General features: G+C 50.7%; 14 protein-coding genes, 1 pseudogene and 1 riboswitch. Of the genes and pseudogenes, 14 read left to right on the forward strand and 1 reads right to left on the reverse strand.

Annotation, left to right across the window (positions count from 1 at the left end; genetic code table 11):
• Window positions 1-111 precede the first annotated feature (111 nt).
• From L691_RS0106730 to L691_RS0106775, 10 genes and pseudogenes are all read left to right on the forward strand, one after another.
• A complete protein-coding gene (locus tag L691_RS0106730) occupies window positions 112-387 on the forward strand; it encodes an NAD-dependent epimerase/dehydratase family protein (RefSeq protein ID WP_156934182.1) in 276 nt (91 codons plus the stop codon).
• Between the two features lie 108 nt (window positions 388-495).
• Window positions 496-1,485: a hypothetical protein gene (locus L691_RS0106735; RefSeq protein ID WP_025689556.1), complete on the forward strand. Its 990-nt coding sequence runs from the start codon at window positions 496-498 to the stop codon at window positions 1,483-1,485.
• 26 nt (window positions 1,486-1,511) lie between these two features.
• On the forward strand, window positions 1,512-2,429 hold the full coding sequence (locus tag L691_RS0106740) for a glycosyltransferase family protein (RefSeq protein ID WP_025689557.1): 918 nt from the start codon (window positions 1,512-1,514) through the stop codon (window positions 2,427-2,429).
• 960 nt (window positions 2,430-3,389) lie between these two features.
• Entirely contained in the window at window positions 3,390-3,656 is a 267-nt protein-coding gene (locus L691_RS0106745) for a hypothetical protein (RefSeq protein WP_025689558.1), read from the forward strand.
• Window positions 3,656-3,934 carry a hypothetical protein gene (locus tag L691_RS0106750; protein WP_025689559.1) on the forward strand — a complete coding sequence of 93 codons (279 nt, stop codon included), beginning with the start codon at window positions 3,656-3,658 and terminating at the stop codon, window positions 3,932-3,934. The genes L691_RS0106745 and L691_RS0106750 overlap by 1 nt, the downstream gene beginning before the upstream one ends.
• Before the next feature lie 168 nt (window positions 3,935-4,102).
• Window positions 4,103-4,356 (forward strand): annotated as a pseudogene (locus tag L691_RS28115) (sigma factor-like helix-turn-helix DNA-binding protein); the annotation flags it as partial.
• 39 nt (window positions 4,357-4,395) lie between these two features.
• A complete protein-coding gene (locus L691_RS0106760; protein ID WP_025689562.1) occupies window positions 4,396-4,755 on the forward strand; it encodes a hypothetical protein in 360 nt (119 codons plus the stop codon).
• A 339-nt stretch (window positions 4,756-5,094) separates the two neighbouring features.
• The gene (locus L691_RS0106765; protein WP_025689565.1) at window positions 5,095-5,628 is read left to right on the forward strand and encodes a DinB family protein; all 534 of its coding nucleotides are present in this window, start codon (window positions 5,095-5,097) and stop codon (window positions 5,626-5,628) included.
• Window positions 5,629-5,647: 19 nt separating this feature from the next.
• Entirely contained in the window at window positions 5,648-6,550 is a 903-nt protein-coding gene (locus L691_RS0106770) for an aldo/keto reductase (protein WP_025689566.1), read from the forward strand.
• A gap of 21 nt (window positions 6,551-6,571) precedes the next feature.
• The gene (locus L691_RS0106775) at window positions 6,572-7,537 is read left to right on the forward strand and encodes a 2-hydroxyacid dehydrogenase (RefSeq protein WP_025689567.1); all 966 of its coding nucleotides are present in this window, start codon (window positions 6,572-6,574) and stop codon (window positions 7,535-7,537) included.
• A gap of 72 nt (window positions 7,538-7,609) precedes the next feature.
• Here L691_RS0106775 and L691_RS0106780 read toward each other — a convergent pair whose 3' ends face one another.
• Window positions 7,610-9,022, reverse strand: a complete 1,413-nt coding sequence (locus L691_RS0106780) for an 8-oxoguanine deaminase (RefSeq protein ID WP_025689568.1) — start codon at window positions 9,020-9,022, stop codon at window positions 7,610-7,612.
• Window positions 9,023-9,076: 54 nt separating this feature from the next.
• Window positions 9,077-9,174, reverse strand: a riboswitch (purine riboswitch).
• A gap of 190 nt (window positions 9,175-9,364) precedes the next feature.
• Here L691_RS0106780 and L691_RS0106785 point away from each other — a divergent pair.
• The 4 genes from L691_RS0106785 to L691_RS0106800 are packed head-to-tail and all read left to right on the forward strand — an operon-like array spanning window position 9,365 to window position 14,567.
• Window positions 9,365-10,831, forward strand: coding sequence for a PTS mannitol transporter subunit IICB (locus L691_RS0106785; protein WP_025689570.1), 1,467 nt, complete (start codon window positions 9,365-9,367; stop codon window positions 10,829-10,831).
• Between the two features lie 22 nt (window positions 10,832-10,853).
• Window positions 10,854-12,929, forward strand: coding sequence for a BglG family transcription antiterminator (locus L691_RS0106790; RefSeq protein ID WP_036735772.1), 2,076 nt, complete (start codon window positions 10,854-10,856; stop codon window positions 12,927-12,929).
• Window positions 12,930-12,945: 16 nt separating this feature from the next.
• Window positions 12,946-13,383 (forward strand): PTS sugar transporter subunit IIA, encoded by a 438-nt coding sequence (locus L691_RS0106795; protein WP_025689575.1) that lies wholly within the window; start codon window positions 12,946-12,948, stop codon window positions 13,381-13,383.
• Window positions 13,380-14,567, forward strand: coding sequence for a mannitol-1-phosphate 5-dehydrogenase (locus tag L691_RS0106800; RefSeq protein ID WP_025689577.1), 1,188 nt, complete (start codon window positions 13,380-13,382; stop codon window positions 14,565-14,567). Before L691_RS0106795 ends, L691_RS0106800 begins: the two co-directional genes overlap by 4 nt.
• Window positions 14,568-14,889: the final 322 nt, after the last annotated feature.

The raw sequence follows: 14,889 nt of genomic DNA on the forward strand, positions 1-14,889 counted from the left end.
TAATAGGCATTTACCCACCCAGTAGCGCGAAGAGCCCTTAAAGAACTGCCCGAATATACTAAAGCGGAGCAATTATTCGATTTTGTATATATTGATGACTGTATCAAGTGTTTGTATGAAATTGGATTAAAAAATGATTTTAAAAAATACTATTTTATTGGAGGGCCTTCTCCGCAACCTTTGAATAAATTTATTGAAACGGCTAAAAATGTAGTTTCTCCTGACTCACAATTAGGGTTAGGACTAAGAAATGAAGATGGAATTGTGTATAAGAAAGAATGGTTTACAATGGATGAAACTATAAAACATTTGGGTTTTAAACATGAATACTCTTTTGAAGAAGGTATAAAATTAACTGCTGAATGGATCAAATCAACGGGCATCTAAATATCAGCGGATGAATTTGTTCATCTGCACAAGCCATTAGCTCACTTGTTCATAGAATAGAGTATCTCACAATGAAGGAGTATCCCAGAACAAGGAGGCTCGTCCAATATGATTATCGGAACGGTAGTGGGCGCTTCGGGATTGCCACAAGCCAGACTGATGGCGGCTTCGGTCAAGCGGGTAATGCCAGAAACAACGGTCGTCGTCTGCCTGGTGGAGCAATTTCCGGTAGAACCTCTTCCAGATATCGACTGGATTTTTACGGCCAGAGATATCTCGGCTTATATAGGATTCCACGATTTTGACGGTTATATTTTCAAGTTCGGCTCCCTCCAATGCGCCACGGCGATGAAGGCACAGCTGACCGCTTATTTGCTCAAAGCCTTCCCGGAGGAGGAGCAGATTGTTTATCTCGATCCGGAGATGTATGTAATGGGGCCGTTCAGTGAAATATGGGCAATGCTTACCTATTATGATGTGGTGCTGACTCCCCACCATCTTGAGCCCTCGCCCCCCTGGGATTGTTTCCGCGAAATCGGGACGCTGCAGGACGGGACCTTTAACAGCGCACTGGTAGGTGTTAGAAACAGCGACGGGGGCCGTCATTTTGCGGACTGGTGGGTGAAGATGACTTCAGGTGATTTTTACGGACAGCCGAAAGGGCTGTATATCGACCAGCCTTATCTGAACTTTGTTCCCACTTTTTACCATACAGGCATTCTTCGTCATCCCGGCTACAACCTGGCATTCTGGAATCTGCATGAACGCTGCAGAGAACTGTACTGGGTAGAAGATCAGTATATTTTGACTGACTGGACTCCGCTTCGCTGCGTGAACTTCAACAATACGGCCGGGCTGCTGGACAGCTGTATGAACGCCTTCATTCCGGACAACTGGGTTTATGCACAAATGTGGAAGAACTACAAGCAGGATCTGGAACCATTGCTTCCCTGGCATTCACCTTTCTCCTGGAGCTATGACTTCTTCTACAGCGGGGAGAAAATATCGGATGAGACCCGATTACGCTACCGGGAGGCCAAAATATACCGTTCAATAGAAGTTAATCCCTTCACACTTTCTAATGAAAGTAAATTCTGAGTACCGAATGAAGAGGAGGACCCGCCATGATCATCTGCTCGGTGACTTGTGCAGACAATCTGCATGAGGCTAAAGTGATGGCAAGAAGGACAAAAGTTCAAATGCCATATGCCCGGGTTGTCATATGTCTATTGGAGAGGTCGATGCATCCGGCAGCGCTTAACGTTCCATGGTTCGACGAAGTCATTCTGGCCAAGGATTTGGGAATCCCCGACTTTGAAACCAATCTTCTAAAATACCGGCTTTATGAGGCGGTAACCTCCATTAAACCGGCTTTTCTCCATTTTCTGTTTGACCGGCATCCGGATGAACTCAACATCGTATTCATGGACACGGACGTCATCCCTTATGCTCCATTCGACGATCTGCTGTTTGCCCTGGAATATCATAACATCCTGCTGTCGCCTCACCTGCTAGGGCCGTGCGAAGATCCGTGGAGCTATTTATGGATTGGCGTCTTTAACACCGGCTTTTTGGCGCTTCGGCGGTCGGAGGAAACTATGCGTTTTCTGGAATGGTGGAAAGAGCGGCTGTACAGCTACGGGTATTACCAAGCACCCTATTATTGTGATCAGAAATGGATCGATCTCGCGCCAGCTTACTTTAACGTTATGGTATGGGACCACCCGGGATACAACGTCGCCTACTGGAATCTGCACGAGTTCAGCCGGAAGATCATTTCGGCCGGGGAAGGGCGGTATTGGCTTGAAGACGGCCTCCCATTCGTCTGCTTTCACTATTCCGGATTAAACAGGGCTCTGCCGCACCATTTGGGGATATGCATTCCCGATCATGCGAATCCGCTGTATGAGCTAATCCGGCTCTTTCAGGAAGAACTGGAGGTTATGGGAAAAGAGGAGTTTTCCCAGCTCCCCTGGAGCTATGACTATCACCTAGATGGCACTCCTATCACAGCAGAAGAGAGAAATAGCTATCGCTGCTGATGTCTGGTCTTTGAGTTTGATGGGCTTATTTTTATGACGGATGGTCAAGCTAAGTGGGACTATTGTGGAGGGATGCCGCCCCAACTCTTTGGCAATGGCTCGGCTGGATCATCCTAGCCGGACCGGGAGTTCTAGTTGACTGCGTTCGGTTATGCTAAGATGAGTGTAACCCATGGTGAGATTCACCTGTGTAATGGTTAGTTGTCGTGACTCCATTTTACACGAATCTTTCATGGGCCTTTCTTTTTTAGGGTCGCACTTCATATTACAATCCGTCAATATAATTTATTCGTCGCTGAACAACAGAATATTAGAAATTACAGGAAAAACCATGAATTTAGTCAAATGCAAGTTAGTAATATGTAACATTATGTCGGTAAAAAAATAAAAATACATATTAGTTCTAAATACCAATCGTTTATTGTAAACCCTTCGTCGAAGACTCCAAAGGGCCAATTCAATTTCTATAACGTGACAGTTCCTGGCACTTAGCAGAGTTGAGATTTATGGTTAGAACAGAAACCTTTAGATGACTTTCCAGAAACACATATTTCACCTGATTTTGATATTATTAATCTCAAAATAAAATCTGTTGCTAGTGAAAATATTTCTCCATTGATTCAATTCGTTACATTACCTGCTGCTCTTAGACAAATGAACTTAGGGACTCCTCAGCTTTAAAGTTTTTTAATAGCATGAGCAAAAATGTGTTCCTTTTTGTAGACCAACCAACAAAAAGGGTTATAGGCTTAGATATATTTGAGTAAATCCACATCTTGTTGATAATCAATAAATTAAAATAACGGCCACCTGAGCAATCGTGCTGAACATTAGCAAACGGAGCCGAAAGAGGTCGAGTGATCAGCTTATGAGTTTAGAGTGGTGTATGTTATACTGTGGGTAACATTGATTTTTAGTCCCGTACCGGTTAGTGAAATGTTTATGATGGGAGTGGTATCCATGGAAAAGGTAAGTTCACCGGAAGAGTTGATGGCGAACATCGCAAATATGAGCCGTGACAACTCTGTGTACCAATTTCATATTCCAGGTAAAGGAACGTTCACTCTCGTCTTGCAAGAGGAAGAACAGCGATCGATTCAAGCCGATGTTGAGGCAAATCCAGAACTGAAGGTTTTGATTGAACAAAGCCGGAAAGAGTACAAGCTGGGCCAAGCCATGAGCACCTCGGGAATGCTAAAGACTTTTTCTCCCGAGGACTTTCGATAATGAATCGTATTATTCTATGGTTTCCAGCGGTAAGAAACAAGCTTGTCCAGTTTCGGAGCGAGCGTTTCTCTCCTGAGGAAACGTTTGATTTTATCTCTCAACTGATTCTTGAAACAGAGTCCCTTCTCTCCAGTCCAATATTAAGTAAAGCTTATACGGAAGAAAATGGTCCCTATGCAGGTTTGTCCCACATCGTTATAAGGAGGTTCAGGATTTACTTCGAGCAGTTTGAGAATGAGGTTCTGATCGTTGCTGTTTTGTTTCCTGGTGAGAAATAAAAAAACTACGGGAGGCGGCAGCTTATTTAATGCTCAAATTGCAAAATGGGAAGAGGATGCAGTTGACTGACGAAGTCCAAAATATACGCGAAGAAGAGTGGGAATGAAACCCATTGTAACTCTGGCGAGGGTACAATGGGTTTATTTATATGCTCGGATTATCAAAAAGGCCCCGAAACGGACGACGTGATTAAGGAAGCGGATCTCAAAATCGAGAAGAGCAAGAACCACAGCAATCTGGATATTTTGGATGACCGGGAAAAAGAAGTTGTCGTCGGGCGCTTCGGCCTGGACACGGGGGAGAGGAGCGTGCACAGCGGGAGAACGTTAAGGAGCTCGGCATCAGCCGCAGCTACGTGTCGTGGATCGAAAAGCGGGCGCTCATGAAGCTGTATCATGAGTTTTATAAGGCGAAGCGGTGAAATTGAAGAGAGGAAATATGACCAGATATTAATGGATATATGATAACCCGCCTCAATGCGCAAGCGGCTGTATTCCCTCTTGAAAGGAGATACAGCCGCTTTTTTCTCGTCCGGGCGCTCGTCTATTCAGTCACCGCCGCCTCCGCCGCAATCATCGCCACCTCCGGCATCGCCGTCGAAGCTGTGACCGCCGCCGTGGGAATGGCCTCCAACGTCGCCGAATCCGCCGGAATGATGCGTTCCTCCGCTATGCCCGCTGCCGCTATGTCCATGATTATGGAATCCGTTATGGCTGCGACCATCATCGCTATTGGTGCTTCCATGATGATGATGATGATTCCGCCCATGGGAATCGCTAGGGGAAGAATGCCGATTTTCGTCCTGCGGATTGTTAATTAGATCCGGGTTGGACAACGCAAATAGAGAGGGATCGTAGCCGTCGCTTCTGCCGGGGGGATTTCTGTGTTTTTCTTTACGGAATATATTGCCGACAAGAATAAAAGCTAATACAACAATAAATATAAGGCCAATGCTCATAAAAGGCATTCTCTCCTTACGATTGAAATATCTAAATTATACCAGTAGTGAAGGAAGATAGGAAGCCTGAATGAAGTACAGCTTATAAATCGCTGATAAGAATCGCTGAAGGTAGTGGCTGTAACCCGGGGAGGCCGTTTGGCGGTTCTTAGGGGAAATATGGTATGCTTGCCATAACCATACGAAGCCGGAGGGATGAACATGATTGAACTGGTCACAGACGCGCTGGATTATATGAACAGTCAGCTAAATAGCATCGAAACAAGCCTGCTGCTCCTGTCCGAAGAGCAAATTTGGACAAAAATGAATCCTGGCATGAACAGCATCGGCAATTACTGCCTGCACCTTGCGGGCAACGAATATCAGTATTTTGTAACGGCTGTTGGCGGCAGGCCGCTCATTCGGGAGCGCTCCAAGGAATTTACCGCAGAGGGCGGCTTATCCGGGGACGAGCTCATAGCCAAGCTTAAAGAAGTGAGAAGTCAATCGGAAGCGATTCTCTCCTCCTTATCGGAGGAGGATTTGAACCGTGAGGTTACCGTCCCTTACGATCTTGGGGACTGGAACCGGATGAAGGGCGGTCAGGCTACCGAAGGAGACGCCAAGGACGTCAACAGCATTCGTACTCTTCTATTGAGGATATCGGCACATTACGGCTATCATACCGGACAGATCGTTCTGTTGGCTAAAATTTTGTCCCGGACGGAGAAGCATATATCGGGGAAATATCATTAAGAAAAGAGGCGCCCTACTGATGAACAACTCTGTTAATGAAGCGAGCAGAGCCGAAATCGAAGAGGCCAATTCCCGCAGCCGGATATCGCTGCCGGATGGAGCCACTGTACCCCGAATCGGGCAGGGAACCTGGAATATCGGCGACAATGCTTCCCGCAGGAGTGAGGAGGTTGAAGCGCTCAGGCTGGGTATCGAGCTCGGGATGACTCTGATCGACACCGCAGAGATGTATGGGGAAGGACGGTCCGAGACGGTGGTGGGAGAAGCGGTGCAAGGTATCCGGGACAAGGTTTTTCTTGTATCCAAGGTATATCCGCATAATGCCGGGCTAAAGCAAATCGCCAAAAGCTGCGAGAACAGCCTAAAGCGTCTTGGAACCGACCGTCTGGACTTGTATCTGCTGCACTGGAGAGGCCGCGTTCCGCTGGAAGAAACGGTGGAAGGCATGGAGCGGCTGGTGCAGCAGGGGAAAATTGCAAGATGGGGCGTATCCAATTTCGATACGGCAGATATGGAAGAATTGTTCCGGCTTGCCCAGGGAACGCACTGTGCAACGAACCAGGTATTGTACCATTTGGGATCGCGCGGGATTGAGTTCGATCTGCTCCCCTGGCAGCGTAAGCGGCAAATGCCGATTATGGCGTATTCGCCGCTTGCCCAGGCAGGGGCGCTGCGGAAGGGCCTTATTCAGAACGAAGCAGTAAAGGAAATTGCTGCTGCACACGGTGCCTCTCCTCTGCAGGTTCTCCTTGCCTGGTGCATACGGGCAGGGGATGTCATTGCGATTCCTAAAGCCTCATCCCGGGAACATGTGATGCAAAATGCGGCTGCGGGCTTGATCACTCTGAGCGGCGACGAATTGCGGCTGCTTGATGAGGCATTCCCCGAACCGGCCCGGAAAATGCCGCTCGACATCATATAAATTATACGGAGGAATGGATTGGTGAAACCAAAAGCGATTGTATACAGCAAACTGCCCGAAGAAGTATTGGAATACGTTAAGGAGCGTTGCGACGTGTCATATTTCGATGCCCCTGACAGCTCTACCGGCTCTCCATTCGCGGAGGCGCTTAAAAAAGCGGAGGGATTGCTTGGGTCCGGACTTAAGGTGGATGCGGCATTGTTGGACCACGCCCCTCAGTTGAAAGTAGTGAGCAATATTTCCGTCGGATACGATAATTTGAATATTCCTGAAATCAGCCGACGCGGCATAATGGCGACCAACACACCGGGAGTACTGAACGATACGGTCGCTGACACCATCTTCGGCCTGCTGGTGGCAACGGCACGCCGAATGCCGGAGCTGGACCGGTATGTCCGGAACGGGCAGTGGAAGGATTCAAGAGATGATGTCCAGTTTGGCCTTGATGTGCATCATAAGTCGCTCGGTATTATCGGACTTGGCGGCATCGGAGAGAAGATCGTTCAGCGCGCCCGGTTCGGATTCGATATGGATATTATTTATCATAACCGTTCGCGTAATCCCAAGCTGGAGGAACAATACGGTGCGGTTTATCGCACACTTGACGAGCTGCTGGCAGAAGCGGATTTTGTGTGCCTCATGACGCCGCTGACACCGGAGACCCGGGGGATGATCGGCGAACGCGAGTTTAAGCTGATGAAGAAGACTGCTATTTTCGTCAATGGATCAAGGGGTGCGACGGTCGATGAAGAAGCGTTGATCGAGGCGCTGCGCAGCGGAACCATCTGGGCGGCTGGCCTCGATGTGTACGTTCAGGAGCCTCTTCCGGATAATCATCCGCTCCTTTCGCTGGATAATGCCGTTCTCCTGCCGCATATCGGCTCGGCTACTCGGGAGACTAGGCTGGAAATGGCCTGGACGGCGGCGAGAAATCTGGTGACCGGGCTTGAAGGCAAGACACCTCCGAATCTGATTCAGGCAAAATAGAAAAGAGCAGATTGCGAAAGATGCCCCGAAAGCCATCCAGAATGACTTTCGGGGCATCTTTTTTGGTGTGTATTAAGCGCGTCCGCGATGCTTAAGATAATTGACGCCGGTGCGTCTCGATGCCGCCTGAACCATCCGGAGAGCCGCAGCCCCCGCAGCTTCGGCAATCCGTTCTTCCTCGATATGAACGAGTCGTCCGTCCTTCACGACAATCCTTCCGCCGACGACTGTCATATCCACATTCTGGCTGATACCGGTCACGACGGGCAGAGCCGTATCGTTAAACAAAGCGCCGGCATACTCCAACTTACGCGAGTCGATCATGAATAGGTCGCCCGCTTTGCCGACCTCTAGAGAACCGATCGCATCCTCCCAGCCGAGCACTCTCGACGATCCGACCGTACCAAGCCATAAGCTTTCTTCAGCCGTAGGGCCTGCGCTTCCGGCGGACAACTTGTGCAGCAGGTAGGCTTGACGCGCTTCCCCAAGCAGATTGGACGCGTCGTTGGACGCCGAACCGTCCACGCCAAGTCCGACGGGAACGCCCGCCTGCAGCATGCTCCGCACGGGGAATACCCCTGACGACAGCTTCATGTTGCTGCTCGGACAATGGGCAACTCCGCAGCCGCAGGCGCCCATCCGGTGAATTTCATCGCCGCTGAAATGGATGCCGTGCGCATACCATACATCGCGTCCGACCCACCCCGTCTTTTCCATGTATTCGAGCGGACGCAGCCCGAGCTTCGCCAGACAGAAGTCTTCCTCATCCTTCGTCTCGGCCAGGTGGGTATGCATCCGAACGCCATAGCTGCGCGCCAGGCGGGCGGATTCCCGCAGAAGATCCTCGGACACCGAAAAAGGCGAGCAAGGCGCAACGCCGACGCGAACCATGGCAAACTTGGAGGCGTCATGATAGGTTTCGATAACCCGGCGGGTGTCCCTCAGAATGACCTCGGCCGACTGCGTCACCTCATCCGGCGGAAGCCCTCCTTGCGACCTGCCGAGATTCATGGAGCCACGTGTCGGGTAAAAACGGATGCCAAGCTCTCCGGCGGCGCGGATTTCTTCATCGATCAGCTCGCCGCTGACACCGTCCGGAAAACAGTAAAAGTGATCGGAAGCGGTCGTGCAGCCGGTCTTGAGCAGTTCCCCCAGACCTACCATTGCGCTTAAGTATACATCCTCCGGGCGCATATGGCGCCAAATCTCATACAGCGTCAGCAGCCAGTCGAACAGCTCGCAGTCCTGAGCCCACGGGATGTTCCGGGTGAAGGTCTGATATAAATGATGATGAGTGTTGATCAGCCCGGGATAAACGATCTTTCCGGCCGCGTTAATGACGGTGTCGGCGTCCTCATAGGGGATGTCCGTCCCGATGGCTTTAATTTCCTGATCTTCGATGAACACGCTTCCTCCCGGGTAACAGCGGCGCTCTGCGTCCATAGTGATAATGTTGCGGGCATTCTTGATCAGCAGTGTGCTCATGATGTACCTCCCTTGTTGATGTGAAATGCAAAAAATCCCAACCGTGAGCGCAATATGGCTACATATTGCGTTCGTAGTTAGGATTTTACGGACCCCAGTAGAGCCCCCGAACCGATTATCGGGGTTATACGAACAACCTGTGAAGTTGCTATAAGTATAAGTAGAACCTCAAATAGATGTCAACCACTGCTCTTAAATCTTGTCAACAATGTTCATGACGAAACCATATTTACAATTTGGTGACAAAGAAAGCGCTTAGATTTATGATAGATTCATAGGAAATGACTTTCCTTTAAGCCTATTGAAAGGCTTTACATTCTATTAATTTAGGGGGAAAAATACATGGCTACACTGGCAACGAAGCAATCTGCATCCGGCGGTGTCCGGGTAAAGGTACAGCAGCTCGGCCGTCTGTTAAGCGGTATGGTCATGCCGAATATCGGCGCATTTATTGCTTGGGGATTGATCACCGCTCTATTCATTCCGACAGGGTGGGCGCCTAACGAGCACTTGGCCAAACTGGTAGGACCTGTTATTACTTATCTGCTGCCGCTTCTGATTGGTTACACGGGCGGAACGATGGTTCACGGCAAGCGGGGCGGTGTGATCGGCGCCTTGGTCACAATGGGCGTAATCATCGGATCGGATATTCCGATGTTTCTGGGCGCGATGCTCGTCGGCCCCTTGGCCGGATGGGTGCTTAAATTATTTGACCGCTCGGTAGATGGCAAGATTAAAGCGGGCTTTGAAATGCTCGTCAACAACTTCTCGCTCGGTATCATCGGCGGCGCTTTGGCACTGGGAGCTTACACAGGCGTTGGGCCTTTTATTCAAGGACTGACGAATATCCTGTCCAGCGGCGTGCAATTTCTGGTCAACAACCATCTGCTGCCGCTTGTCAACATTATCATTGAGCCGGCCAAGGTGCTGTTCCTGAATAACGCGATCAACCACGGGATCTTAAGCCCGATTGCTGTTCAGCAGGCAGCCAGCGCAGGCAAGTCGATTCTGTTCATGCTTGAGTCGAACCCGGGTCCCGGTCTAGGCATTCTGCTGGCATACTGGCTCGCAGGCAAGGGTTCGGCCAAATCGTCCGCTCCCGGTGCGATCATCATTCACTTCCTGGGCGGTATTCACGAAATTTATTTCCCGTACATTCTGATGAATCCGCGTCTGATCCTGGCGGTTATCGGCGGCGGTGTGACAGGAACCTTTACCTTCCAGCTTCTTGGAGCAGGCTTGTCCGCTTCCCCTTCCCCGGGCAGTATTTTCGCCTATATCGCCATGACGCCTAAAGGCGGATATCTTCCGATGATTGCCGGCGTTATCGCGGCGGCGGCCGTCTCCTTCTTTATTGCCTCGGTGCTGCTGAAGACCGTTAAGGAAAGCAAAGAGGAAATGGGTCTGGAAGAAGCATCGGCCAAATTAAAAGGTATGAAAACGGCAGGCGCAGCGCCGCAAATCGCAACGGCTCAAACTGCAACAACTCAAAATGCAATCGTTTTCAATACATCCGGGAACATCCGCAGCAAAGGCGAAGTACAAAAAATCGTGTTTGCCTGCGACGCAGGCATGGGTTCCAGCGCTATGGGCGCCTCCGTCTTGAGAAAAAAATTGCAAAATGCCGGTGTTCAGGTGACGGTCGTCAATTCACCAGTCAGTGAAATTCCGTCCGATGCCGACATTGTGGTTACGCAGAAGACATTGACGGACCGGGCAATCGCGAGCAATCCGAAAGCCGAGCATATTTCAATTGATAATTTCCTGAAGAGTCCGAAATATGACGAATTGGTTGAACGCTTGAGTTAAGGCCTTTGCAGGAGGGTTCGCAATGATAAGGAAGATTACCGCCAGACAGCGGCAGATGATTCAACTGCTTCTCGACAATCGCGAGGAAATAACCGCTGCAGAAATCGCCGGGAACATCGGCGTCAGCGTGCGAACCGTCCACCGGGAGCTGGAGGATACCGAACACATCCTTCAGGATTTCGGGCTTATATTAAGCCGCAAATCCGGTAAGGGTATCCAAATGAACGGCCCGGAAACCGGACTTGGGCAGCTCAGGCACTTTTTACGGGCACAAAAACCTGCGGAATATTCCGGAGAGGAACGAAAAATATTCGAGCTGTGCTCGCTGATTGAGACGGAAGAGCCGCTAAAGCTGTTCGCTTTGGCAAACACCTTGAAAGTAACGGTAGCTACCGTCAGCAACGATCTGGATGAACTGGAGCCGTGGGTGCGCAAATTTGGACTTCAGCTCGTTCGCAGAAGGGGATATGGCGTCGAAATCACCGGCGCCGAAGCCGACAAGCGGCGCGCACTCTGCAGGCTGGCAGCCGAGCATCTGGATCAGTCGGACCTGGTCGGCCGGGGGCCTCAACCTGAAGGGGAGGGAAGTCCGGTCTTCCGGAAGCTGCTTGCCGCTGTCGGACAGAGCAGACTGCTGAACGTGGAAAATCTCCTGTGGGATATGGAGTGGAACTGGACGGCCGAACTGCCTGAGAGTGTCTACATGGAGCTGCTGCTCGGCCTGTCCGTCGCCGTAAGGCGCTGGGAAATCGGAATGGTCATCCATGGTCCCGAGGAAACGGCCTATTCGCGAATGCCCGATCACCTGAATATTTCCGGCGCGGAACAGTTCGTTAACCGGCTGGAGAACGAGATGAACCTTGCGCTTCCGAAAGCGGAGCACTTATACATCGCTGAATGGTTTGACAGGGCGCAGGAGTCTGGCGCGCCGGATGATTTTGTGCATGGGGACATTGGACTGATGGGGCTGGTATACCGTCTGACGGAGCAGGTCGTCAAGCGAACCGGGTTTCCGTTCCACAGCGACCGCATTTTGAGGGAAGGTCTTCTTGAGCATGTCGAGCAGGCGCTCAGACGAATCCGTGAGGGCACCCGCATCCGCAACCCGCTGCTCGGACCGATCCGCAAGGATTACCAGTATCTGTTCCGCATGATCCGGGATGCGGTCGAGGATTTGAAGTTGGATCTTGCCGTACCCGATGAGGAGATTGCCTTCCTGGTTATGCATTTTGGAGCTTCTACGGAGCGGCTGAGCCAGTTAAGGCGTAATGTGCGGGCGATTCTGGTCTGCACGAGCGGTCTAAGTTCATCCCGGCTGCTCGGAGAACGGCTTAGAAAGGAAATGCCCCAGCTTGAGATATTGGGCAATGTCTCCTGGTACGAGGCGGCCCGGATTCCGAAAGAGGACTACGACCTGATCATATCGACAATCGATCTGCCAATGGAAAAAGACAAATATATCCGAATTAGCCCGCTGCTGACGGCGGAAGAGACCGACAAGCTTCTGCGCTACATCCAGGATAAGGCTCTGGCGGAAGATGGAAGCGTTTCTGCTGGCGAAGAAGGCGAGCCGGTGACAGGGGAATCCGTTATAGGCAGATTAAGGAGCTATAAAGGACTGCTTGATGAAATTGATGGGTTGGTCGAACGCTTCCGGTATTATTCACTGAGCAATGAAGGGATGAATCTGGAGGATACCATCGGCGCGATGTTGGATAAGCTGAAAGGCAGCGGCGTAACCGATGATCCCAAGACGCTGCGGAATCGACTGCTGGAACGGGAAAAAATGGCCAGCCAGGTTATACCGGATACCCGTCTTGCGCTGTTTCATACCCGCAGCAGCCATGTGCTTATGTCCTCGCTGACGCTCTACCGGCTCCAGTCGCCGCTTATTCTGGACGGAAATACCGAGGTAAGCACGATTCTGCTGATGCTTGCCCCGAAGGTGCTTTCGAAGGAGAGCTTGGAGGTGCTTAGCGAGATCAGCGCGATGCTGCTGAATACGGACCTGATGCGTTTGCTGGAGGAAAGGTCGGAGCAGGAGATTCGAACCTATTTGTCCGCCGAGCTTCTGCGTTTTTTCGAAAATAAAAGATGAAAGAGGGAGAAACCCAATGACCATACTGTCAGAAAATAAAATTATGATGAACGCCGCCGCCAAGGACAAGTACGAGGCCATTGCAATCGCCGGACAACTGCTGGTGGAGGGGGGGCATGTTACGAAGGATTATATCCCGAAGATGCTGGAGCGGGAAAAGGTCGTATCCACATATATGGGAGGCGGACTCGCCATTCCCCACGGAACAAAGGATGCGAAGCCTTATATTAAATCCACGGGGCTGTCCATCGCCCGGTTTCCGGAAGGCGTCGACTTCGGAGGCGAAGAGCCAGCGTTTGTGGTCATCGGCATAGCGGCCGCAGGAGAAGAGCATATGGAAGTCCTCACTAATGTGGCTATGATCTTCACTGAGGACGATGCGATCGAACGGATTATGAACGCCACAAGCCCTTTGGATATTATCGGGATTTTTGAGGGAGGTGTGCAGGTATGAAAGCTGTTCATTTTGGAGCCGGCAATATCGGAAGAGGCTTCATCGGTCTGCTGCTGTCGCAATCGGACTATGAAGTGACCTTTGTGGACGTGAACGAAGCGATGGTTCGTGAGCTGCGGGAACGCGGCGAATATACCGTTACCCTGGCCAGCGAAGGACGGGAAACGGTGACGGTGAACCATGTAACAGCGCTCAGCAGCGCCTCCCAGGAAGAGGAGGTGATGCTGGCTGTCGCCAATGCGGATCTTATAACAACGGCGGTAGGTGTTTCTGTTCTGAAGCATATCGCTGGTGTTATCGCCCGAGGTGTGGCCCTTCGCGTGGCGGAATCATCCGAACCGCTGCATATCATCGCCTGCGAGAATGCAATAGGCGGCAGCGGACAGCTTAAAGAGCTAGTCTACGCGAGGCTTGACGAGGAAACGCGAAGCAAGGCTGACAAAATGATAGCATTTCCGAACGCCGCAGTGGACCGGATCGTACCGATACAGCAGCATAGGGATATTTTAAAAGTTGTTGTGGAGCCGTTTCATGAATGGGTCGTGGATTCCTCACAAATGATTCCGGGCTATAAGCAGATTAAGGGAGTCCATTACGTTGACAATCTGGAGCCATACATCGAGCGCAAGCTGTTCACGGTGAATACCGGACACTGCTCGGCGGCCTATCTCGGCTATCTTCGCGGGTGGGAAACGATTCAGCAGGCGATGGAGGATGAAGAGCTTACCGCCTCTGTGCGGGAAGTGCTCGAAGAGACCGGGGAATTATTGGTTCAAAAGCACGGCTTCGACCGTAAAGAGCATGGCAAATATATCGATAAAATTCTGGAACGCTTCCGAAATCCGGCGCTGACGGATGAAGTAGCCAGGGTCGGGCGTTCCCCTATCCGCAAGCTTTCACCGGGCGACCGTCTCGTCTCGCCTGCGGTGCAGGCTTATGAGCGGGGGCTCAGCTTCTCGGCGCTGGCAAGGTCAATGGCGGGGGCGCTGCTGTTCGATGTGATGGAAGATCCCGAAGCTGCCGAGCTTCAGGCTTTCGTGAGCAAAGCCGGAGCCCGGGCGGCAGTGGCCAAGTATACGAACATTCCGCCAGGACATAAGATTCATGAGGCGGTCTTGAAGCATTACGATGAATTGAATCGGGTTAACGAATTGAAGCTGCTAAATGTATTGAAGCAAGCTTAAGCTCCGCAAGCGTCTGTCAGGGAACTGAACAGGATGCAGATGGGCAACTTCCTGGCATGGTATATGATAAAATCATCATATGAAAAATTCATAATAATTGAATTATATTAAAAATTCTTCCTTGATTGTGCGTAATGCATGCAAGCTGACGAAAAAAGGGGGTCCCATAAGCCATAAAAGGGCTAATGGGATGCCCTTTTTTTAGGTGGGATTTAGGAAGGTGGACGGGGCCACCCGAGTAAATAATGCAGAAAACCTGAAATTCTGCATCTTTTGGTCGCCTGAGAATAGCTATGTATAACATGCCTACGGAAATACAGGT

Origin of the sequence: Paenibacillus zanthoxyli JH29 (assembly GCF_000520715.1) — a bacterium.
Taxonomy (GTDB): domain Bacteria; phylum Bacillota; class Bacilli; order Paenibacillales; family Paenibacillaceae; genus Paenibacillus_AQ; species Paenibacillus_AQ zanthoxyli.

Coding starts and splice junctions, on each gene's coding strand:
- L691_RS0106735 (WP_025689556.1), top strand. CDS start 496: ATGATTATCGGAACGGTAGTGGGCGCTTCGGGATTGCCACAAGCCAGA.
- L691_RS0106740 (WP_025689557.1), top strand. CDS start 1,512: ATGATCATCTGCTCGGTGACTTGTGCAGACAATCTGCATGAGGCTAAA.
- L691_RS0106745 (WP_025689558.1), top strand. CDS start 3,390: ATGGAAAAGGTAAGTTCACCGGAAGAGTTGATGGCGAACATCGCAAAT.
- L691_RS0106750 (WP_025689559.1), top strand. CDS start 3,656: ATGAATCGTATTATTCTATGGTTTCCAGCGGTAAGAAACAAGCTTGTC.
- L691_RS0106760 (WP_025689562.1), top strand. CDS start 4,396: ATGATAACCCGCCTCAATGCGCAAGCGGCTGTATTCCCTCTTGAAAGG.
- L691_RS0106765 (WP_025689565.1), top strand. CDS start 5,095: ATGATTGAACTGGTCACAGACGCGCTGGATTATATGAACAGTCAGCTA.
- L691_RS0106770 (WP_025689566.1), top strand. CDS start 5,648: ATGAACAACTCTGTTAATGAAGCGAGCAGAGCCGAAATCGAAGAGGCC.
- L691_RS0106780 (WP_025689568.1), bottom strand. CDS start 9,022: ATGAGCACACTGCTGATCAAGAATGCCCGCAACATTATCACTATGGAC.
- L691_RS0106785 (WP_025689570.1), top strand. CDS start 9,365: ATGGCTACACTGGCAACGAAGCAATCTGCATCCGGCGGTGTCCGGGTA.
- L691_RS0106790 (WP_036735772.1), top strand. CDS start 10,854: ATGATAAGGAAGATTACCGCCAGACAGCGGCAGATGATTCAACTGCTT.
- L691_RS0106795 (WP_025689575.1), top strand. CDS start 12,946: ATGACCATACTGTCAGAAAATAAAATTATGATGAACGCCGCCGCCAAG.
- L691_RS0106800 (WP_025689577.1), top strand. CDS start 13,380: ATGAAAGCTGTTCATTTTGGAGCCGGCAATATCGGAAGAGGCTTCATC.